The sequence below is a fragment of the Acinetobacter sp. YH01011 genome (assembly GCF_013420785.1).
Taxonomy (GTDB): domain Bacteria; phylum Pseudomonadota; class Gammaproteobacteria; order Pseudomonadales; family Moraxellaceae; genus Acinetobacter; species Acinetobacter towneri.
Map to the genome: position 1 here is coordinate 78,487 of NZ_VOYG01000006.1, position 22,008 is coordinate 100,494.

The 22,008-nt window shown below is 40.9% G+C and carries 19 protein-coding genes; 17 read left to right on the forward strand and 2 right to left on the reverse strand.

Annotated elements, in window-relative coordinates; translation table 11 throughout:
- Positions 1-45 precede the first annotated feature (45 nt).
- The 9 genes from benA (at position 46) to pcaD (ending at position 8,723) form a co-directional block, all read left to right on the forward strand.
- On the forward strand, positions 46-1,434 hold the full coding sequence (gene benA / locus FTT78_RS05365; RefSeq protein ID WP_180009198.1) for a benzoate 1,2-dioxygenase large subunit: 1,389 nt from the start codon (positions 46-48) through the stop codon (positions 1,432-1,434).
- Positions 1,431-1,922 (forward strand): benzoate 1,2-dioxygenase small subunit, encoded by a 492-nt coding sequence (gene benB / locus FTT78_RS05370; RefSeq protein WP_096901612.1) that lies wholly within the window; start codon positions 1,431-1,433, stop codon positions 1,920-1,922. The genes benA and benB overlap by 4 nt, the downstream gene beginning before the upstream one ends.
- A 95-nt stretch (positions 1,923-2,017) precedes the next feature.
- On the forward strand, positions 2,018-3,034 hold the full coding sequence (gene benC, locus FTT78_RS05375; RefSeq protein WP_180043676.1) for a benzoate 1,2-dioxygenase electron transfer component BenC: 1,017 nt from the start codon (positions 2,018-2,020) through the stop codon (positions 3,032-3,034).
- A gap of 38 nt (positions 3,035-3,072) precedes the next feature.
- Positions 3,073-3,858: a benzoate diol dehydrogenase BenD gene (gene benD / locus FTT78_RS05380; RefSeq protein WP_004973522.1), complete on the forward strand. Its 786-nt coding sequence runs from the start codon at positions 3,073-3,075 to the stop codon at positions 3,856-3,858.
- 59 nt (positions 3,859-3,917) lie between these two features.
- A complete protein-coding gene (gene benE / locus FTT78_RS05385) occupies positions 3,918-5,138 on the forward strand; it encodes a benzoate/H(+) symporter BenE (protein ID WP_004973520.1) in 1,221 nt (406 codons plus the stop codon).
- Between the two features lie 27 nt (positions 5,139-5,165).
- Positions 5,166-5,852, forward strand: coding sequence for a 3-oxoacid CoA-transferase subunit A (locus FTT78_RS05390; RefSeq protein ID WP_104851986.1), 687 nt, complete (start codon positions 5,166-5,168; stop codon positions 5,850-5,852).
- 22 nt (positions 5,853-5,874) lie between these two features.
- A complete protein-coding gene (locus FTT78_RS05395; protein ID WP_104851987.1) occupies positions 5,875-6,528 on the forward strand; it encodes a 3-oxoacid CoA-transferase subunit B in 654 nt (217 codons plus the stop codon).
- Between the two features lie 138 nt (positions 6,529-6,666).
- Positions 6,667-7,872 (forward strand): 3-oxoadipyl-CoA thiolase, encoded by a 1,206-nt coding sequence (gene pcaF, locus FTT78_RS05400; protein WP_070155120.1) that lies wholly within the window; start codon positions 6,667-6,669, stop codon positions 7,870-7,872.
- 71 nt (positions 7,873-7,943) lie between these two features.
- Positions 7,944-8,723: a 3-oxoadipate enol-lactonase gene (gene pcaD / locus FTT78_RS05405; protein WP_096901607.1), complete on the forward strand. Its 780-nt coding sequence runs from the start codon at positions 7,944-7,946 to the stop codon at positions 8,721-8,723.
- 99 nt (positions 8,724-8,822) lie between these two features.
- Here the strand turns inward: pcaD and FTT78_RS05410 are convergent, their stop codons facing one another.
- A complete protein-coding gene (locus FTT78_RS05410) occupies positions 8,823-9,992 on the reverse strand; it encodes a thiolase family protein (RefSeq protein ID WP_096901606.1) in 1,170 nt (389 codons plus the stop codon).
- A gap of 438 nt (positions 9,993-10,430) precedes the next feature.
- On the opposite strand from FTT78_RS05410, the gene FTT78_RS05415 reads away from it, so the two are divergent.
- Positions 10,431-11,039 (forward strand): TetR/AcrR family transcriptional regulator, encoded by a 609-nt coding sequence (locus FTT78_RS05415; RefSeq protein ID WP_004973506.1) that lies wholly within the window; start codon positions 10,431-10,433, stop codon positions 11,037-11,039.
- Between the two features lie 180 nt (positions 11,040-11,219).
- On the opposite strand, the gene cysK is transcribed toward FTT78_RS05415, so the two are convergent.
- Positions 11,220-12,218, reverse strand: coding sequence for a cysteine synthase A (gene cysK / locus FTT78_RS05420; RefSeq protein WP_179988979.1), 999 nt, complete (start codon positions 12,216-12,218; stop codon positions 11,220-11,222).
- A gap of 242 nt (positions 12,219-12,460) precedes the next feature.
- On the opposite strand from cysK, the gene plsB reads away from it, so the two are divergent.
- The 7 genes from plsB to FTT78_RS05455 all read left to right on the forward strand — a co-directional run bounded on the left by plsB (position 12,461) and on the right by FTT78_RS05455 (position 21,541).
- Complete coding sequence (gene plsB / locus FTT78_RS05425) at positions 12,461-14,965, forward strand: glycerol-3-phosphate 1-O-acyltransferase PlsB (protein ID WP_180043674.1); 2,505 nt, start codon at positions 12,461-12,463, stop codon at positions 14,963-14,965.
- A 191-nt stretch (positions 14,966-15,156) separates the two neighbouring features.
- Positions 15,157-15,468, forward strand: a complete 312-nt coding sequence (locus tag FTT78_RS05430; protein WP_154320733.1) for a metalloregulator ArsR/SmtB family transcription factor — start codon at positions 15,157-15,159, stop codon at positions 15,466-15,468.
- Between the two features lie 118 nt (positions 15,469-15,586).
- On the forward strand, positions 15,587-17,311 hold the full coding sequence (locus FTT78_RS05435; protein ID WP_180043672.1) for a SulP family inorganic anion transporter: 1,725 nt from the start codon (positions 15,587-15,589) through the stop codon (positions 17,309-17,311).
- A gap of 212 nt (positions 17,312-17,523) precedes the next feature.
- Positions 17,524-18,720, forward strand: coding sequence for a serine/threonine transporter SstT (gene sstT / locus FTT78_RS05440; RefSeq protein ID WP_179994194.1), 1,197 nt, complete (start codon positions 17,524-17,526; stop codon positions 18,718-18,720).
- A 37-nt stretch (positions 18,721-18,757) separates the two neighbouring features.
- Entirely contained in the window at positions 18,758-19,432 is a 675-nt protein-coding gene (locus FTT78_RS05445) for a YoaK family protein (RefSeq protein ID WP_004973496.1), read from the forward strand.
- 15 nt (positions 19,433-19,447) lie between these two features.
- Positions 19,448-19,981 (forward strand): DUF2058 domain-containing protein, encoded by a 534-nt coding sequence (locus FTT78_RS05450; protein ID WP_004973493.1) that lies wholly within the window; start codon positions 19,448-19,450, stop codon positions 19,979-19,981.
- Between the two features lie 273 nt (positions 19,982-20,254).
- Positions 20,255-21,541, forward strand: a complete 1,287-nt coding sequence (locus tag FTT78_RS05455; RefSeq protein WP_096901601.1) for a mechanosensitive ion channel family protein — start codon at positions 20,255-20,257, stop codon at positions 21,539-21,541.
- Positions 21,542-22,008 lie beyond the last annotated feature (467 nt).

Below are 22,008 nucleotides of genomic sequence, written 5' to 3' on the forward strand. Positions count from 1 at the left end.
GCCCCATCCCGATGACTGCCCTCCTTGGAAAGTCGGAGAAAGGACATGCCTCGTATTCCTGTTATCAATACTAGCCACTTAGACCGTATTGACGAATTATTGGTTGATGATTTTGAATCTGGTGAATTTAAATTACACCGTTCAGTATTCACAGACCAAGCCCTGTTTGACCTAGAAATGAAATACATTTTTGAAGGCAACTGGGTTTATTTGGCACATGAAAGCCAAATTCCAAACAACAATGACTACTACACCACTTACATTGGTCGTCAGCCAATCATCATTGCGCGTAACCGCAATGGCGAATTGAATGCCATGATCAACTCGTGTTCACACCGTGGTGCACAATTATGTCGTTACAAGCGTGGTAACAAAGCAACTTATACTTGCCCATTCCACGGTTGGACTTTCAACAACTCTGGTAAGTTGTTAAAAGTTAAAGACCCAGCAGATGCAGGTTATTCAGATTGCTTTAACAAAGACGGTTCACACGACTTGAAAAAAGTTGCCCGCTTTGAAAGCTATAAAGGTTTCTTGTTTGGTAGCTTAAACCCAGATGTTCCTTCTTTAGAAGAATACCTAGGCGAAGCGACTAAAATCATTGACATGATTGTGGGTCAATCTCAACAAGGTCTTGAAGTTTTACGTGGTTCTTCGACTTACACCTATGAAGGTAACTGGAAGTTAACTGCTGAAAACGGTGCCGATGGTTACCACGTGTCTGCAGTACACTGGAACTACGCTGCAACAACTCAGCAACGTAAAGAAAAAGAAGCTGGCGATAACATCCGTGCAATGAGCGCAGGTTCATGGGGCAAACAAGGCGGTGGTTCTTACGGCTTTAAAAATGGTCACATGCTCCTTTGGACTCAATGGGCTAACCCAGAAGACCGTCCTAACTTTGCCAAGAAAGATGAATACACCGAGCAATTCGGTGAAGCAATGGCGAAATGGATGATCGAGCGTTCACGTAACTTGTGTATCTATCCAAACGTGTACTTCATGGATCAGTTCGGTTCACAAATTCGTGTGTTACGTCCTCTTTCTGTCGATAAGACTGAAGTGACGATTTACTGTATCGCACCTGTAGGTGAAGAGCCAGAAGCACGCGCACGCCGTATTCGTCAGTACGAAGACTTCTTTAACGCATCAGGTATGGCTACACCAGACGATCTTGAAGAATTCCGTGCATGTCAAGTTGGCTACGCAGGTATCGCACTTGAGTGGAACGATATGTGCCGTGGTTCTAAGCATTGGATCCAAGGTCCAGACGATGCTGCAAACGAAATCGGTTTAAAACCAAAACTTTCAGGTATTAAAACTGAAGACGAAGGTTTATATCTTTCACAGCACCAACATTGGTTAGATCTAATCAAAAAAGGTATTGCGACTGAAAAAGAAATTGCTGCATCTACTGAAGGAGAAAACGCATGAGCGCGATTACTTTAGAAAATATTGCTCAATTCCTTTATCAAGAAGCTCGCTTCTTAGATGATGAGCAATGGGATGAGTGGTTACAGTGCTACGCTCCTACTGCTTCTTTCTGGATGCCAGCTTGGGATGACGATGACCGTTTAACTCAAGATCCACAGTCTGAAATCTCTTTGATTTACTATCCAGACCGTCAAGGTTTAGAAGACCGTGTGTTCCGTATCAAAACTGAGCGTTCATCTGCAACCATGCCAGATACACGCACAAGCCACAACATCAGCAACATTGAAATTGTTGAACGTGATGGCGATAAAGTCACTGTACGTTTTAACTGGAACACTTTAAGTTTCCGTTACAAAACTAACTACAGCTACTTTGGTATGTCGCGCTATGAAATTGATTTTTCTGGCGACAAACCGCAAATTTTAAGCAAGTACGTGGTGCTGAAAAACGATTACATCAACCAAGTAATCGATATCTACCACCTCTAAGACTGTATTCATTTACAGCAAGGTAAAAACCTTTCAGCCAGATGGAATCTTGGCTGAAAGGTCTAGTTTCAAAGATTTATATAGGATATTCAGCCATGTCAAACCACAATGTTGCACTTCAATTTGAAGATGGCGTTACACGTTTTATTTCTGTTACAGATGGTGAAACACTGTCAGACGCAGCTTACCGTCAAAAGATCAATATTCCTTTGGACTGCCGTGACGGTGCATGTGGAACGTGCCGTGCGTTTTGTGAATCAGGTTCGTATGACATGCCTGAAGAAACTTATATTGAAGATGCATTGACACCAGAAGAAGCTGAACAAGGCTACATTCTTGCATGCCAATGTAAACCAACTTCTGACGCAGTATTCCAAATTCAAGCAACTTCTGATGTATGTAAAACTGAAATTCATGCATTTGAAGGTACTTTGGCTCGTGTAGAAAACTTATCTGACTCGACCATTACTTTTGACATTCAGTTAGATGAAGGTCAACCAGACATTCACTTCCTTGCAGGTCAATACGTGAATGTGGGTATTCCTGGTACAACAGAAACCCGTTCATATTCTTTCAGCTCTAAACCAGGCAACCGCTTAACGAGCTTTGTTGTACGTAACGTACCAAACGGCAAAATGAGCGAATTCTTAAGCCAAAATGCCAAAGCGGGCGACAAAATGACCTTTACGGGTCCATTTGGTAGCTTCTACTTACGTAATGTAGCACGCCCTGTAGTGATGTTAGCAGGTGGTACAGGTATCGCACCATTTATGTCTATGCTGCAAGTACTTGAAGAAAAAGGTTCTGAGCACCCTGTACGTTTAGTTTTTGGTGTGACCAATGACTTTGACTTGGTTGCAATTGAAAAATTAAACGAACTACAAGAAAAATTCTCTTGGTTCGAGTACCGCACTGTAGTGGCAAATCCAGAATCTGCACACGAGCGTAAAGGTTACGTGACTGGCCATATCGAAAACGAATGGCTCAACGGTGGTGATGTAGACATCTACCTATGTGGTCCAGTACCAATGGTAGAAGCGGTACGCGGTTGGTTAGATGCTGAAGGCGTTAAACCTGCTAGCTTCTTATTTGAAAAATTCTCTGCCAACTAAGTTTGTTAGACATTCAATAAACGCAGTCGGAGAATAAAATGAATCGCACAAAAAGATTTGAAAACAAAGTTGTAATCGTGACTGGTGCCGCTCAAGGCATTGGTCGCGGTGTGGCTTTACAAGTGGCGAGTGAAGGTGCCCAAGTGGTTATGGCAGACCTTTCTCCCTATGTAGAAGAAGTGTTGGCCGAAATTGAAGAACACGGTGGCGATGCAGTAACCGTAAAAGCCAACCTTGAAACTTTTGCAGGTGCAGAATCTGTGGTTGCTAAAGCACTTGAAACCTATGGTCGTGTTGATGTGCTCATCAACAACGTAGGCGGTGCAATTTGGATGAAACCTTTTGAAGAATTTTCTGAAGAAGAAATTATCAAAGAAGTGAATCGTTCATTGTTCCCTACTATGTGGTGCTGCCGCGCAGTATTGCCTGAAATGGTGAAAAACCAGAAAGGTACCATTGTAAACGTATCTTCAATTGCAACACGTGGTATTAACCGCGTGCCATATTCGGCGTCTAAAGGTGGTGTAAACGGTTTAACCGCTTCCCTCGCCTTTGAACATGCCAAAGATGGTATTCGTGTGAATGCTATTGCAACTGGCGGTACAGAAGCGCCACCACGTAAAGTGCCACGTAATGCCAACCCACTTTCAGAATCTGAAAAAGAGTGGATGCAACAAGTGGTCGATCAAACCATTGATCGTACCTTCTTGGGTCGCTATGGCACCATTCAGGAACAAGTGAATGCGATTCTGTTCCTTGCTTCTGATGAGTCATCGTACATGACAGGTACCGTTGTACCTGTAGGTGGTGGTGATCAGGGCTAAGCCAAGATCATGACCAACTTCAACAGGATCATTGCTTGACGCAAGGAGGCAAATCGTCAATGAGTCACCTGTTCCAAACTTTAAAAAATGACTGGTCAATTTCAGCCACTGTTGCAGGATTCTTAGCAGTGCTGATCTCCTATTCAGGGCCATTGATCATCTTTTTCCAAGCGGCACAGCAAGCCCAAGTTTCCCCAGACATGATGATTTCATGGATTTGGGGAATTTCTATTGGTGCTGCTGTCGCAGGTATCTTTTTGTCCATTAAATACAAAGTGCCTGTGGTCACCGCTTGGTCTGCACCCGGTACCGCATTGCTGGTCACACTGTTTCCCGATATTACCCTGAATGAAGCAGTTGCAGCCTACATCACCTCTGCTGTGGTGATTTTTTTGATTGGAATCACAGGTTATTTTGACAAACTCCTGTCTTGGATTCCGCAAGAAGTCGCAGCAGGCATGATGGCAGGTATTTTGGTTCAATTTGGCTTAGGCTTATTTACTGCAACCGATACCCTGCCATACATTGTATTTGGGATGCTAGCGGTATTTTTATTGGCAAAGCGTTTTAGTCCACGTTATGCCATGATTTGGGTGCTTGCTGCAGGCATTATACTCAGCTTAATGCTCGGTAAAATTAACCCTGTCACCACCAATTTTAGTTTGGCAATTCCACAGTTTATTGCACCTGAATGGACGTGGAATTCAACCTTAAACTTGGCATTACCTTTAATTTTAGTCAGCTTGTCTGGGCAGTTTTTACCGGGTATGGCAATTATTAAAATTAGCGGTTATGACATGCCTGCTAAGCCTATTATTAGTGCGACCAGTATCGCTTCTCTTGCCGTTGCGTGTGTGGGAGGAATTACCATTGTACTTGCCTCTATTACTGCAGCATTATGCTTAGGTAAAGATGCGCACGAACTGAAAGAAAAGCGATATATTGCAGGTGTTGCAAACGGTATTTTCTATATTTTAGGTGGGTTATTTGCGGGTAGCATCGTCATGCTATTTAGCCTATTGCCCAAAGAACTGATTGCAGCTTTGGCTGGACTTGCACTTTTGGGTGCAATTGCCACCAATATTTCAGTTGCAATGAGTAAAGAATCACAGCGTGATGCAGCCCTCATCACCTTTTTAGCAACTGCCTCTGGCATGCAGTTTTTAGGGCTAAGTTCTGTATTTTGGGGCATCTGTATTGGTTTGATCGCACATTGGGTATTAACCAAACGCGACAACTCAGCAGCACCCCTACCTTCAACTCAAAGTTCCAAAAGTTAATGGACAGGCAATTGTCTAGGACACATTATGATTGATAAAAGTCAAACTTCTTTAACAGAAGTCCTTTCGCAAATTAAAGATGGTTCAACCATCATGATTGGTGGTTTTGGTACCGCAGGTCAGCCAGCGGAACTCATTGATGGTTTGATTGAACTTGGCATCAAAGATTTAATTATTGTAAACAACAACGCAGGTAATGGTGACTACGGTTTAGCGAAACTGCTAAAAGCTGGCGCGGTACGTAAAATTATCTGTTCATTCCCACGTCAGTCTGACTCTTGGGTATTTGATGAACTTTACCGCGCAGGCAAAATCGAGCTTGAACTGGTGCCGCAAGGTAACTTGGCATGCCGTATTCAGGCTGCAGGTATGGGTCTAGGTCCAATCTATACCCCTACAGGTTTTGGTACTTTACTTGCAGAAGGCAAACCAACCTTAAATTATGAAGGTAAAGACTACGTACTAGAAAACCCAATCCGCGCAGACTTTGCTTTAATTAAAGCACAGCAAGGCGACCGTTGGGGTAACTTGGTGTACCGTAAATCTGCACGTAACTTTGGCCCAATCATGGCGATGGCTGCCGATGTGACAATTGCACAGGTTTCTGAAGTGGTTGAGTTAGGCGCGTTAGATCCTGAACACATCATCACTCCGGGTATTTTCGTTCAGCACGTTGTTGCCGTTGGCGCAAAACAACCTGAACAATCTGCATAACTGTCACGTGAAGGAGAACATCATGAGCTATACCAAATTAACACGTGATCAAATCGCTGAACGTGTGGCACAAGACATTCCAGACGGTGCTTATGTCAACCTCGGCATTGGCTTACCAACTAAAATTTCAAACTACCTGCCTTCAGACAAAGACGTATTCTTACACTCTGAAAACGGTTTATTGGCTTTCGGTCCACCACCTCCTGCAGGTGAAGAAGACCCTGAGTTAATCAACGCAGGTAAAGAATTCGTGACCATGCTAACAGGCGGCTCATTCTTCCATCATGGTGACTCTTTTGCCATGATGCGTGGCGGTCACTTAGACATCGCAGTATTGGGTGCATTCCAAGTGGCTGAAAATGGCGACTTGGCAAACTGGCACACAGGTGCGCCAGATGCGATTCCTGCTGTTGGTGGCGCAATGGACTTAGCCGTTGGTGCGAAAAAAGTCTTTATCACAACCGATCACGTCACCAAAAAAGGTGAACCAAAAATCGTGGCTGAATTGACTTACCCAGCAACTGGCTTGAAATGTGTAGACCGCATTTACACTGACTTATGTGTGATTGACGTAACTCCTGAAGGCATGAAAGTTCTTGAAAAAGTTGAAGGCTTGAGCTTTGAAGAATTACAGTCATTGACTGGTGCAAAGCTGATTGATGCGACTCAGGCTTAATCGTCTTTAAATATAATTTTTAATCCCCCTAAATCCCCCTTTTTCAAAGGGGGACTTCCATCAAGTAATTTTAGGTGGGAATCTCCTCCCTTTTTTAAAGGGAGGTTGGGAGAGATTAAGATATTTGGAAAATAAAATATGAAAAACGCATATATCGTCGATGCCATCCGTACCCCATTTGGTCGTTATGCAGGTGGTTTAGCTCCAGTCCGTGCTGATGACTTAGGCGCATTACCGATCAAAGCACTTATGCAACGCAATCCATCTGTAAACTGGGAACAAGTTGATGACGTGATTTACGGCTGTGCCAACCAAGCAGGTGAAGACAACCGTAACGTGGGTCGTATGTCTGCACTTTTAGCAGGTTTACCGTACCAAGTGCCAGCAACCACTGTAAACCGTTTATGTGGTTCATCGCTAGACGCAATTGCAATGGCCGCACGTGCAATTAAAGCAGGTGAAGCAAACCTGATTATTGCAGGTGGTGTTGAATCAATGAGCCGCGCTCCATTTGTGATGGGTAAATCAGAATCTGCTTATGGTCGTAGTCAAAAAATTGAAGACACCACAATGGGCTGGCGTTTCATTAACCCGAAACTCAAAGAAATGTACGGCGTAGAAACTATGCCGCAAACTGCTGAAAATGTAGCGGAACAGTTCAATATTAACCGTGCCGATCAAGACTTGTTTGCTCTAACCAGCCAACAACGTACTGCTGCTGCACAAGCACGCGGTTTCTTTGACAAAGAAATTATTGCAGTGGAAATTCCACAACGTAAAGGCGAGCCTGTCGTTGTTGCTGCAGACGAACATCCACGTGCATCAACCACAGCAGAAGCATTGGCAAAATTAAAGCCAGTGGTAAAAGCAGACGGTACTGTGACTGCAGGTAACGCGTCAGGTATTAACGATGGTGCGGCTGCCCTACTGATTGCTTCTGAAGAAGCGGTTGCACAACACGGCTTAAAACCACGTGCCAAAATCATTGCTTCAACTGTTGTTGGTGTTGAACCACGTATTATGGGCTTTGGTCCTGCGCCTGCAATCAAAAAATTGTTGGCACAAACAGGTTTGACCATTGAACAAATGGACGTGATTGAACTGAACGAAGCCTTTGCTGCACAAGCATTAGCATGTACTCGTGACTTAGGCATTGAAGATGGTTCAGAGAAAGTCAATCCAAACGGTGGTGCAATTGCTTTAGGTCACCCACTTGGTGCATCTGGTGCGCGTTTAGTCACTACAGCACTGAACCAACTTGAACAAACTGGCGGTAAATACGGTTTATGTTCAATGTGTATTGGTGTTGGTCAAGGTATTGCTTTGATCATTGAACGTGTTTAATCCTCATTAAAAGTCCCCCTTTCATAAAGGGGGATTTAGGGGGATTTATAAGATTAAGGATTTAAAAAAAAATGCCAACTTTTACCTCAAATGATGCGCAAATCAATTACCAAACTTTTGGTGATGCTACAAAACCTGCACTGATTTTTTCAAACTCGCTGGGTACAAACTTCAAAATGTGGCAAGCACAGATTGATTTTTTCCAGCAAGACTTTTTTGTAATTTGCTACGACACACGTGGTCACGGTGCATCATCAGCTCCGCAAGGTCCATATAGCATTGATCAATTGGGTCAAGATGTTGTAAATCTACTCGATCACTTAAATGTTGAAAAAGCGGCATTCTGTGGTATTTCTATGGGCGGTTTAACAGGTCAATGGTTAGCGATTCATCGCCCTGAACGTTTTAATCAGGTGGTGGTGTGTAATACTGCGGCAAAAATTGGTCAAGAACAGGCTTGGAATGACCGTGCCGCATTGGTACGTGAACAAGGTTTACAACCGATTGCTTCGACTGCAGCATCACGCTGGTTTACTGAACCCTTTATCCAAAGCAACGCGACAGTGGTCAACAATCTTCAAAACGACTTGGCAGCTGGCAGCGCCGAAGGTTATGCGAGCTGTTGCGAAGCTTTGGCTAAAGCGGATGTACGTGAACAACTTAAAGACATCACTGTGCCTGTTTTAGTGGTTGCAGGTCAGCAAGACCCTGTGACAACAGTTGTCGATGGTCAATTTATGGTTGAACGTATTGCCAATAGCCAATTGTTTGAAATCAATGCATCGCACATTTCTAACGTAGAATTGCCAAATGAATTTAACCAAGCAGTGAAGCAGTTTATCCAAGCATAAAACTTCATTGTTATTGTTAATAAGTTAAAAGTTAAAAAAATAGAGTTCTTTCGAGAACTCTATTTTTTATAGATGAATCTGCAGTTAGACGAGCTGGACTTAAACTAACTCCACCGCAATCGCTGTGGCTTCACCACCGCCAATACATAAAGATGCCACGCCTTTTTTCGCGCCTATACGTTGCAATGCATGAATGAGCGTCACAATAATACGTGAACCTGAAGAACCTAGAGGATGCCCCAAAGCACATGCACCACCCTGAATATTCACTTTGGCAGGGTCTAAATCAAAAGCATCTATCGCAAGCATGGTTACCATGGCAAAGGCTTCATTAATTTCCCACAAATCTACATCGGCAACCGACCACCCTGCTTTATCTAGCACTTTTTGAATCGCCCCTACAGGAGCAAGAGTAAACTCAGAAGGATGTTGTGAATGTGTCGCGTATGCCACAACTTTTGCAAGCGGTTTTAAGCCACGCTCTGCCGCAACCACATCTGATGTAATCACCAGAGCAGATGCGCCATCTGAAATAGAGCTGGCATTGGCGGCTGTAATCGTGCCATCTTTTTTAAATGCGGGACGCAAACTGCTAATTTTATCGACTTTGGCATTTAACGGTTGTTCATCCTGATCGACAATCACATCACCTTTACGTGAATGAACAGTGACAGGCACGATTTCATTTTTAAAATAACCGTTTTGAATGGCTTCTACCGCGCGGTTTAAAGAGCGAATTGCGTATTCATCCTGCTGCTCACGGGTATAGTTTTTCTTGTCTGCCATGTCTTGCGCCAGCACGCCCATCGACAAGCCTGTTTCAGCATCTTCTAAACCTTCCTGAAACATGTGGTCTGTGACTTTGCCGTGTCCCATACGGAAACCTGCACGTGCTTTATCTAGCAAATACGGCGCATTCGACATAGATTCCATACCGCCAGCGACCACAATCTGCGCTGAACCTGCCTGAATAGCATCGGCTGCCTGCATAACAGCTTTCATGCCAGAGCCACAAATTTTATTGATGGTGGTTGCACCTGTACTATCGGGTAAACCCGCTTGACGCATCGCCTGACGTGCAGGGCCTTGCTTCAAACCTGCAGGCAATACACAACCAAAAATTACTTCATCAATGTCAGTCCCACTTAAACCTGCACGTGCAACTGCGTGTTGAATTGCAACCGCGCCTAAATCGGGTGCTGTACAACTTGCCAGTGAACCTTGAAAGCCGCCCATTGCGGTACGTACAGCATCTACAATTACAATCATTTTTAGTCCCTTATTACCGTCTTTTTAAAGTGATTACCGTAAAAGCCATGCTTTTTAAAATTACAAATAACATCCCTGTGAGTTAGCAAGTAATTCACGTTAAATGTAAATCAAAAGATGAGCATTGCAATCTCGCAAAGTGCTGAATTGCTATGCTTGATTGATCTTAGACTTTTAGGCCTTGCTTATGAAAAATAGAATAAAAGTTTTAGAAATCCAATTTTATTTCACTAAAATGACCTGTTTGGTTCAGTTTTATTGACAACCGATTTGGCTTATGGATTGTGCTATTTTTCACATGATATTTTTTAAATTCATTGGTTCACTGATGAACATACGTTAAAACTTACCTTTTCAAGACCTTGGTGCTATTTTCAAGTTGCTCAAACTGCACTAGACTCCAACATGCTTAATTGGTTGTAATTGGAATATTGATTGATGACGACTCTACGCCAAGAAAATTTCCGACGTCGTAAAGAGAAAATTTTGGCAATGGCTGAGGTTTTATTACTGGAAAATCATAATGATATTACATTAAGTGAGTTGGCTGCAGAGTTAGATATTGCCAAAGGCACAATTTATAAATATTTCAAAAGTAAAAATCAGCTCTATTTAGAGTTAATTATTTTAAATGAACAGCGTTTATTGGATATTTCCAAACAGTATCACCATAACTTTCAAACTTATGTTTCGCAGTACATGCTGTATAACATGCTTAATTCCAACCGTACGATTTTGCTGCACTCGATTGAAGAACGCTTAACCAATAATGAACGTAAACTAAATGAATTGTTTGAACAGTTATACGATATTCGTGAGCAGCGTATTTTAGAAATTAAGGACATCACCCAAGCCTATTTAGAGTCCTTTAACAGCGCGATGTCGATCCGTGATTATCTGTCTTATATTTGGACAGTAACTTATGGTGCGTCGTTATTACTCAATTCTACCCATTATCAAAAAGCTATTGGGTCACGTGAACGCTTAATCAAGCTATATATTAATCAAGCACTGATGACGCCAGATAAAGTATCTGCGATTGTTTGATTTTTACATAGTTAGCTTCGTTGGATTCATTGCTGATCCCGCTAAATATTAGCGTCTAAGTAGAAAGAAATTTGCTTTTCAGAACGTATTAACTCACCTCATAAATTTATTCTCTAAATAAAAAATCCCAAAGTTCAAACTTTGGGATTTTTCAAATTCTTTTGACTGTCTAAAGACACATCATTCTGCACTAATATCTTCAAATAATACTGAAGATAAATAACGCTCACCACTGTCAGGTAAAATCACCACAATATTTTTATCTGCATTTTCAGGACGTGCCGCCAATTTTGCAGCAGCAGCCATTGCTGCACCACTTGAAATACCGACTAAAATACCTTCTTGGGTTGCTGTTTTACGCGCCCAGTCAATTGCTTCAGCACTTTCAATCGCAATCACTTCATCCACCAAATCTAAATCTAGGTTTTTTGGAATAAAGTTAGCGCCAATCCCCTGAATTTTATGTGGTGCAGGCGTAATGGCTTCACCACGCTTGGCCTGAGCGATAATTGGAGATTCAGCAGGCTCGACTGCAACAGTATGCAATGCCTGACCTTTTACCTTTTTGAAATAACGCGAAATACCAGAAATCGTACCGCCTGTACCTACACCTGCAACAAGAATATCGACCTTGCCGCCTGTTGCTGCCCAAATTTCTGGGCCTGTGGTTTCTTCATGAATTTGCGGATTGGCAGGGTTATTAAACTGCTGCGGCAAATAATAAGTTTCAGGATGTTCGGTTGCCAAACGCTCTGCTTCATCCACCGCGCCTTTCATACCTTTTGCAGGCTCAGTCAGCACCAAATTTGCACCCAACGCTTTCAACACCTTACGGCGCTCAATACTCATGCTTGCAGGCATCGTTAGTGTAATCTCATAACCTTTTGCTGCAGCTACAAATGCCAAAGCGATTCCTGTATTACCACTGGTCGGTTCTACAATATGCATACCTGCTTTTAACACGCCACGTTTTTCAGCATCGGCAATTAAAGCAGCACCAATACGGCATTTCACAGAAAATGCAGGGTTACGGCTTTCCACTTTGGCTAAAACCGTTGCATCGCCAGAAATTAAACGGTTAATGCGTACCAATGGCGTGTTACCAATCGCTTCTGCATTATTGCTATATACGGCAATCCCTAAATTTGCTGGTGTTGAAAAAGCTGCATCTGTGGTCATGATTATTCCCTAAGTTATATCTATATAAACAAAATTTAAATTATCATACCTTTTTATAAAATTTTTGCCGATGTTTCACGAAAATTGTTTTATACAAAAATATGATTAGCTTTCAACAAAATGCGAATTAGAATAAAGAGATGACGACCTCAGTTTAATTGTCGATTTTCTCGGCACTTGGGTTTGAAATTTGCTATTTATTTTTTGACAATAGCAACACATAACAAAATGTAGGGAATGCAATGTCTAATAAACGTTACAGTCAGCTTTATCGTAATTTCACTAAAAAAATCTTAGATAAGATTGTGACGCCACAAGTATTAGGCACGACTGCAGAATTAGAACATCGTGTTGCACAAAGCTCTGAAAAAACACAATTTTGTTATGTGCTGCAAGATGCCTCTCTCAGCAATACCGTATTGATTGATCAGCAGACGCAATCTCGTGGTTTACCTTCTGTGTATGCGCCTTTAAACATTGCCGAGCATCAGGAAGACGATTCCATTTTGGTCTTGCGTGAGAAAAACCCACAGCACAGTGCTTATCACTACTCTGCTAAATTGATTCGACTCATTGAAACCTTAGAGCAACATCCTGAACATGATGTGTTGTTAGTTCCCGTAACTGTACTTTGGGGACGTTCACCCGAATACGAAGACTCTTGGTTTAAAGCATTATTTGCCGATGCATGGTCTACGCCAAACAAGCTTAAACAAACCATTAATATTTCGCTCTATTCACGTGATAACTACATCGAGTTTCATAAAGCAATTTCCTTACGTCAGCTTATTGAACAAGCCACACAACAACAACCACACTTATCGCCTGCGCACTTTATTGAGCAACATCTGGAACACAATTTTAATCAACACAAAGAAGCGATTTTAGGCCCAGACTTATCTGACCGCCGTAATTTGATTCATGCGTTGATGAAAAGTGAAGCAGTACAACAAGCTATTCGTAAAGAAAGTATCGAACAAAAAGTCAGTATGTTTGAAGCAGAAAACCGTGCTAAAAGCTATTTAACTGAAATTGTATCGGACTTTTCTTATTCGACTTTGCGTTTTGCTGAACTGGCACTGACCAAGCTTTGGACACAGCTCTATGATGGCATTGAAGTGCATCACTTTGACACGGTACGCGAACTCGCCAAAGACTATGAAATCGTCTATACCCCTTGTCATCGTAGCCACATCGACTATTTGTTGCTGTCTTATGTGATTTTTAATCGTGGCTTGATGGTGCCGCATATTGCAGCAGGTATTAATTTAAATTTACCAATTGTGGGTCAATTAGTGCGTGGTGCAGGTGCGTATTTTATTCGCCGTACTTTCAGCGGCAATGAATTATACACCTCGGTATTTAAAGAATATTTACACAGTTTATTGTCACGCAACACCCCACTCGAATACTTCATTGAAGGTGGACGCTCACGTACAGGTTTATTGTTACCGCCGAAAAAAGGCATGTTGTCGATGACCATTCAAAGCCATTTACGCGGAGCAACCAAACCAATTGCATTTATTCCAACGTATTTTGGTTATGAAAAACTGATTGAAGGCACATCTTATTTAAATGAATTAAACGGCAAACCGAAAGAAGCCGAATCTTTATGGGGTATTTTAAACTCTGCCCGTAAAATTGAAAAAGTCTTTGGTCAGGTCTATGTCAACTTTGGCGAACCTGTATTTTTAGATGATGTTTTAACTGCCAACCAAGCACGCGATGTAAAACTGAACATAAATGATGAACTACCGACCTCTGTGATTCACACGGTAGATCATACTGCGCATGCAATCTTGGAAAATATCAATAAAGCGGTGGTGATTAACCCAATCGCCCTCATCTCTCTGATTTTATTAAATGCCGATCAGCATGCATTGAAACAAGATGAGCTGCTCGCCCGAATTGAACAATATCGACGTTTGCTCAAACAATTGTGCTACGACCCACGTATGATTATTACGGGTTTAAATCCACAAGAAATTATTGAATATGCGCTAAAACTTAAACAAGTTGAGCGTTATAACCAAGATGGTGTAGAACAGATTCGAGTCGCAGAAAGCCAAAAAATCTTATTGAGCTATTTTAGCAATAATATTTTGCACTGCTTTATTTTGCCTGCGTGTGTAGCATTAATTGTGCAGCAGTTTAATGAACAAAATTTAGCATTATCATGCGCAGATTTAATGCAAAAACTGCAGGCGATTTATCCATATTTGAAGCAAGAGTTTTTCTTGGCATGGACGGCGCAAGAACTTTCTCAAGAAATCGAAAAAATTGTGGCGTACTTTATTCAGCAAAATTGGGTTACAGAAGCAAATCTGCAATTACAGCCGAACCCAGCTACACAGCATGAACTCTATGCCTTAGCTGAACTGGCAAAACCAAGTTTAAATAATTTCGTATTGATTCAAGGGCTTTTGCAGCGTTATAGCGCACACATCCCTTTAAATCTGAAAGTTTTGGAAAAAATGACCAAAACCGTATTACAACGCGCTGCAGATTCTGCACAATTTAAGTCTGCATATTATTTTGATAGTGCCACCTTAAAAAGTTTTATCAGCAGTTTAGATCAGCAAGCCTTGTTGCAACACAATGCTGCGCAGATAAGCCTAGATGATACTTTTAGTGCCAAAATGTCTGAATACTTTGCTTGGTATAACCCAGAAATTCACGAGTTATTAGCTGCATCGAGTGAATTTAGTGAGAAAGAATTAAAAAGTTTTGAACAGGTGAAAAAATAGGTTTTATTGTAACTCAGCCACTTTTTTATCAATTTTTTGATTAGAATATCAGGCCATTATTTATGATTGGCTGATATCTTTTCTTAAATGATACTTGTTCTCATATATAAATAATGATTTATGTTATATAATTTATCTTCCACTCCCGCCTAATATATATTGGGTTAGCTGTAAATTAAGAGAATAAAACAATGAACGATGGTCTTGAAATCACATCAATGCGTGAATCTGCGGATACCGTTGTTGGAATTTTAAAATCTTTGGCGAATAGTGACCGTCTTTTAATTCTTTGTCATTTATCTCAACAAGAATTAAACGTATCGCAAATTGAAGAAATAACTCAAATTCATCAGCCTACTTTATCGCAACAATTAATGATGCTGCGTAAAAGTGATGTGGTGAATACCCGCCGTGATGGCAAGCAAATTTTTTATTCAATTAAAGATGAAAAAATGGTGCAGGTACTTAATACCCTATATGCACTTTATTGCCCGCAGGACTAAATGATAATGCCTGTATTATCAGGCATCACCATAAAACTTGAATACTCTCCTGCTATTTCAAAGACTTCTTAGCATTTTTTGTTCATAATATATCTAAATTTATGATTTAGATTTCAGTATGTCAGATTTCAATTCACGTTTGGCTCGTGTACTGCCTGCTTGGCAATGGCTGCGAAAATACAATGCAGAAACATTGAAATCTGATCTGCTGTCTGCGTTTATCGTCATTGCCATGCTTGTACCTCAAGGGATGGCTTATGCCATGCTTGCAGGTTTACCTCCTGTCATGGGTTTATATGCCAGCGTGATCCCCATGATCATGTACGCCTTGGTTGGTGGCAGTCCAACCTTGTCCATTGGCCCAGTCGCCATTATTTCCATGATGACCTTTGCGACGCTCAATCCATTATTTGAAGTCGGCTCGGCAGCTTATATTCAAGCAGCCTGTTTACTTGCTGTGATGGTCGGCATTATTTCGCTACTTTTAGGGATTTTTCGCTTCGGTTTTTTAATTCAACTCATTAGCCATCCTGTTATTAAAAGCTTCATTATTGCCTCTGCATTAATGATTGCGATTGGACAGCTTAAATTTGTGTTAGACATCCCCCTTAAAGCCAATAACTTACCCGAGTTCTTATACAGCTTTTGGCAATATGTGGGACAAACCCATCTTTATAGCGTGCTCTTGGGTGTTGCTGCCATTTTATTTCTAATTTACGCCCCTAAAATCATCAACAGTAATGCCATTCGTGAACGTGTTCGAGGGAATGGTTTTATCTTAAAAGCCTTGCCATTGGTATTGGTGATCGGTTCGATTGCTTTGGTTTATTCATTGCATTTGCAACAAGTCGGAATTAAAACTGTGGGAGAAATTCCTTCAGGATTCCCGCCTATTCATCTCCCTAAATGGAATACACAACTCGTTCTGCAGCTTCTTCCGGGCGCAGCCATGATTGCCATGATCAGTTTTGTAGAATCATTGTCTATTGCACAAGCCACCGCCTTACAACAGCGCAGTCACTTAAATAGCAATCAGGAACTCATTGCACTCGGTTTAGCCAATTTTGGCGCAGGTGTCAGCTCTTCTTTTCCCGTCACAGGCAGTTTGTCGCGTACCGTCGTGAATGCCGATGCAGGTGCAAAAACACCCATGGCAGGTGTGTTTACCTCCATTGTGATTGTTATTGTCAGTTTATACTTCACGGGATTTTTCCAAGATTTACCTCTGGCTGTTTTGGCTGCAACCATTATTGTTTCAATTTGGAAACTAGTCGAGTTTCAGTCTTTTAAAGAAACTTGGCGTTATTCCAAAGCCGATGGTCTAGCCATGTGGGTGACGTTCTTTGGCGTCATATTGATTGATATTTCGACAGGTTTAATTATTGGAATTGTGTCCACCTTTATTCTAATGTTGTGGCGTATTAGCCGACCACATATTGCGGTAATTGGTTTACTTGAAGGCACACAACATTTTCGTAATATTCAGCGGCATCAAGTGCGTACCGCGCCACACGTGCTATCCATGCGAATTGATGAAAATCTAACCTTTTTAAATGCCAATACTTTAAAAGGCTTTTTTATTAATCAAGTCAGCCAAAACCCTCAGTTAAAGCATGTAGTGGTGAATTGTTCGAGTATTAGCAGTATTGATTTAAGCGCACTCGAAATGCTGGAAGATTTAAATCTTGAACTAAAAAAATTGAATATTTGTCTGCATTTTTCTGAAATTAAAGGCCCGGTAATGGACAAATTACAACACTCAAAACTTTTGCAGCATTTAAATGGAAAAGTTTTTTTTTCACATTATTTAGCCATGCAAGAGCTTGCGCCTGAACTGACTTAAAGATCAAGAAATTGATCTTTAATTTTATCTTTAAAACTGGATGTTCAACACACATACTTTTTGATCAATGAGTACTTTTATCTTGCTGAAATTTAAACAGTTTAATAAATATCACTTTTAAAAATATAGACTTAACTTTTATATCAAAATTATTTTTAAGCACATGGACATTTCAGTATAAAATAGCCGCTTTTCTTTTACCTTATTTTCGTATGTTTTCAGCTTTTTTGCGTTTGAGTTTAGTCTCCCGAATTATGATTGCAATTGTACTCGGTGTGGCTGTTGCAATTTTATTTCCAGAATCTGCGCCCTATTTAAGCCTTTTGGGTGATATATTTATTAAAGCCCTGAAGTCTGTTGCGCCAATTTTAGTCTTTATTTTGGTCATGGCATCGATTGCCAATTTTAAAATTGGAAGCAGCAATGCCTATATCAAACCGATTATGCTGATGTATGCGATTGGTATGTTCTTGGCTGCGCTCAGTGCAGTTATTGCAAGTACGCTTTTCCCAAGTACATTATTTTTAGATGTTGCAACACAGTCAGAATTAACCCCGCCGGGCAGTCTTGCTGAAATTTTGAAAAATCTTTTACTTAGTTTTGTTGCTAACCCTGTAGTTGCCATTGCCGAAGCCAACTTTATTGGTATTTTGGCTTGGGCTGTGGCTTTAGGGATTGCCTTCCGCCATGCTACAGAGTCCACCAAAGCATTGTTGAATGATGCAGCCAATGCAGTCAATCGCGTTATTCGCTTGGTGATTAACTTTGCGCCTTTCGGTATTTTTGGCTTGGTTGCCGTGACATTTGCCGATGCAGGCTTGAGCACCTTAGCCAGTTATGCTCAATTATTGGCAGTCTTGTTAGGTACGATGTTCTTTGTCGCGTTGGTCATCAACCCAATCATGGTGGCATTTGTGACCCGCAGCAATCCTTATCCTTTAGTTTTTCAATGCTTACGCGAAAGTGGCATTACTGCTTTCTTTACCCGTAGTTCTGCAGCCAATATCCCTGTCAATTTAGACTTAGCCAAGCGTTTAGGCGTACAGGAATCAACCGCGAGTGTTGCAATTCCGTTAGGTGCAGTAATTAACATGGCAGGCGCATCAGTCACCATTACCGTTTTGACCTTAGCTGCAGTAAATACCTTAGGGATTTCTGTCGATTTTAGCACCATGCTGATTTTATCTGTGGTTGCAACGGTGTCGGCCTGTGGTGCTTCAGGCGTTGCGGGCGGCTCGTTACTGCTGATTCCTGTAGCGTGTGGCTTATTTGGTATTTCTTCAGATATTGCCATGCAAGTTGTTGCAATTGGTATGGTCATTAGCGTATTGCAAGATTCAACCGAAACTGCACTTAACTCATCTACCGATGTGCTATTTACTACTGCGGTTGACCGTGGTTTGAGTTAAGATACAATGCGTTAGGAAACTTACGCAATCACTCATTATGCCTTTTCAAACTTTACCCCTTTGGGTGCAATTTGGTGCTTTTTTTCTAGCCGTCAATGCTGGAATTATTAACGTACTCGGATTGGTGACCGTATTGCACCAGTCCGTTTCGCACATGACTGGTAACGTTAGTATCTTGGCGATGGCGCTAATCGACTGGAAACCAGAAGCCATGATTTTCTTGTTTCTGGTGATTTTGTGCTATGTGATTGGCTCATTTTATAGCGGCGTCATTTTAGGAAATAGCAATTTTCGCTTAGGGCGTCGCTATGGTTTTCCCATGAGTTTGGTGGCTTTTTTTATTTTAATCTGCTGGGTATTATTGCCTTATTTCCCACGTTATGCCCTGCTTTGGGCGTCAGTTGCCATGGGCATACAAAATGCCATGATCAGCTACTATAAAGGCACCATCATCCGCACCACACATTTATCTGGGGTATTGACCGATTTAGGCTTAGCCCTCGGTTATCGAGTGCGGGGCTTACAAGTTGAAAAAAGACGTATTGTTTTACACCTACTGATTTTAATTGGTTTCTTTGTGGGTGGATTACTCGCTGCAGCCATTTATCCTACATTTAAACTGAATTCTTTTCTGGTACCTGCAGGACTCAGCCTAAGTTTGAGTTTGGTGTATTGGATTATTTATTTTCGCTATCGACATCTTCAACATTAAGTTTCGGAAATTATCATGGTTAAAAATGCACTACAGGCACAATTGCTCAAAGCGGGTTTAGTCGATAATAAAAAGGCAAAAAAACTGTCTAAACAAACCTTACACGAACAGCGCACAGGTGAAAGTAAAGATGCTGAAGTGAAAGCCAAAATTGCACAGGCACAGCAAGAAAAACTCGCCAAAGACCAAGCTATTGAGCAAGAAAAGAAAGCCGCTTTACAGGAAAAAGAACTGAAAGCAGCAATTATGCAAATGATTCAGCAGCATAAAATTCGTGATACCGATGGTGAAGTGGCTTATCAGTTTTTAGATGGCAAGATTAAAAAAGTGTATATCAATCAACAAATTTACAATGCACTCGTGGCAGGTAGTTTGGTGATTGCCAAAGAAAATGACAGTTATGCGTTCCTGCCTAAAGCTTTAGCTGAACGTATTAATAGCAAAATGGAAGGCTTTATTATTGTCAATAATGCCGAGAAAAATGAAGCCACGACAGATGAAGAAGATCCATACGCAGCCTATGTGATTCCAGATGATTTAATGTGGTAGATCACGCAAGTATTTATGCAAATATTTATGCTAGGTATCTATTCAAAGCCAGTATCTGTACTGGCTTTTTTATTATGACTGCAACTTGATTGAAAACTTTCAGTAAAAACAAATAATTGAAATGTAGCAAAAAGTTACTCAGCCTTCAAATTTAAACTTTAGTCGATACACTATCTAACAATTTCATACATCAATGAAGAATTAAGGTGAATTGCAGGCCAAAATTCTAAGTGCCGTGCAGACGAAAATCAGCAACCTTAAAGCGAGGACCTTTTGCAAGAATTTAATTTTATTCAAAATATTCAGGAATGGTATAACCAATACCCTTGGTTAGAAATGCTGACCTCACTCAGTATTGTGATTCTACTGGCAATTTTAGCCAACTTTATTGCCAAGCAAATTGTAGTGCGCGGGATTCGCAAACTGATTTCTAAAATGACCTTTGCCAATAGTGAAATTATTTCACAGCATAGTGTCATCCGACGTATTGCCAACATTGTCCCAGCTGTCGTGATTATGAACGGCATCACCACCGTACCGCATTTGTCAGATAAAGTAGAAAGCTTTGTGCAAATGGGTGCGCAAGCCTTTATATTCCTGACCATTGCATTGGCAATTTCTGAATTTTTAAATATTTTTAACCTGTTCTATCAACGCAACCCTAAGTCACGCAACAAGCCAATTAAGGGCTATTTGCAGTTAGTTAAACTCATTATTTATGTGGTCTGTGCCCTCATGATTTTAGGCACTTTCCTGAAAAAAGATGTGTTTACCTTACTCGCAGGTTTTGGTGCGATGGCTGCTGTTTTGATGTTGGTTTTCCAAAATACCATTTTATCTCTAGTGGCTTCGGTACAAATTTCTTCCTACGATATGGTACGGATTGGTGACTGGATTGAAATGCCTTCTTTAAATGCCGATGGTGATGTCATTGATATGTCATTACATACAGTCACCGTGCAAAACTGGGATAAAACCCTGACCACTATTCCAACCAATAAACTCATTACCGATACCTTTAAAAACTGGCGTGGCATGCAGGAAGCTGGTGCCCGACGTATTAAACGTGCCATTTTAATTGATCAAAGTTCTGTGCACTTTATGACTGAACATGAACAAAGCAAACTTAAAGAGTTTTTGTTATTGGATCAATATTTACATAGCAAAAATGAAGAAATTGAGCAGTTTAATCAGCAGTTAGCAAATCAATCACAATACAACCAACGCCGTTTAACCAATTTAGGGACTTTCCGCGCCTATGTTGAGTTTTATCTGAAACAACATCCAGGTATTAATCAATCTCAGTCATTGATTATTCGTCAACTACAGCCAAGCAGTGAAGGTTTACCACTAGAAATTTATGCCTTTACCAAAACCACTGCATGGAAAGAATATGAAAGTATTCAATCCGATATTTTTGATCATTTGCTGGCAATTATTCCGGAGTTTGGCTTAAAAGTGTATCAAGCCCCATCGGGTTCAGATTTAAAGCAAATTGCTGCACCATTTAAAGCAAGTTCTGTCCAAAGTCTAAATCCTTTAGAAATTGACGAGGCATAATTATGGATTTATTGCTGAGCCATGTGTCGCAAAATGCTTGCATGGCTCAGTAGCCGTTTTTATTTTCAGCAAGACGATAAAATTTTCATTAAATTAAAATGCACTCGTACACTCGTATATGAATAAGAGAAAATAAAGTCTTATTTGTAAGAGCTTTGTTGAAACAAATATCTAACACTATGTTTTAATTATATTTAAATTTCCTCAAACCTTTAAATCACAGCTTGCTCCAAATTTATGTAATAAGGTCATTGCTGGTTGAAAAAGTCTAATGATTCTAAGAATTCACCTAACTTTTCAACTCACTAAAATGTGTCGCTCTTGTTAATTGATTCTGGATTCGAAAAATGATCATCAATAATTCGTCTAATGAAAGATTGAAATTCACTACTTTTGTGCTTTAGCGCTCTAGATGATCAATACACGCGCTACAGGATGAGGGGTACGAGTTTATAAAAGATCTCTAA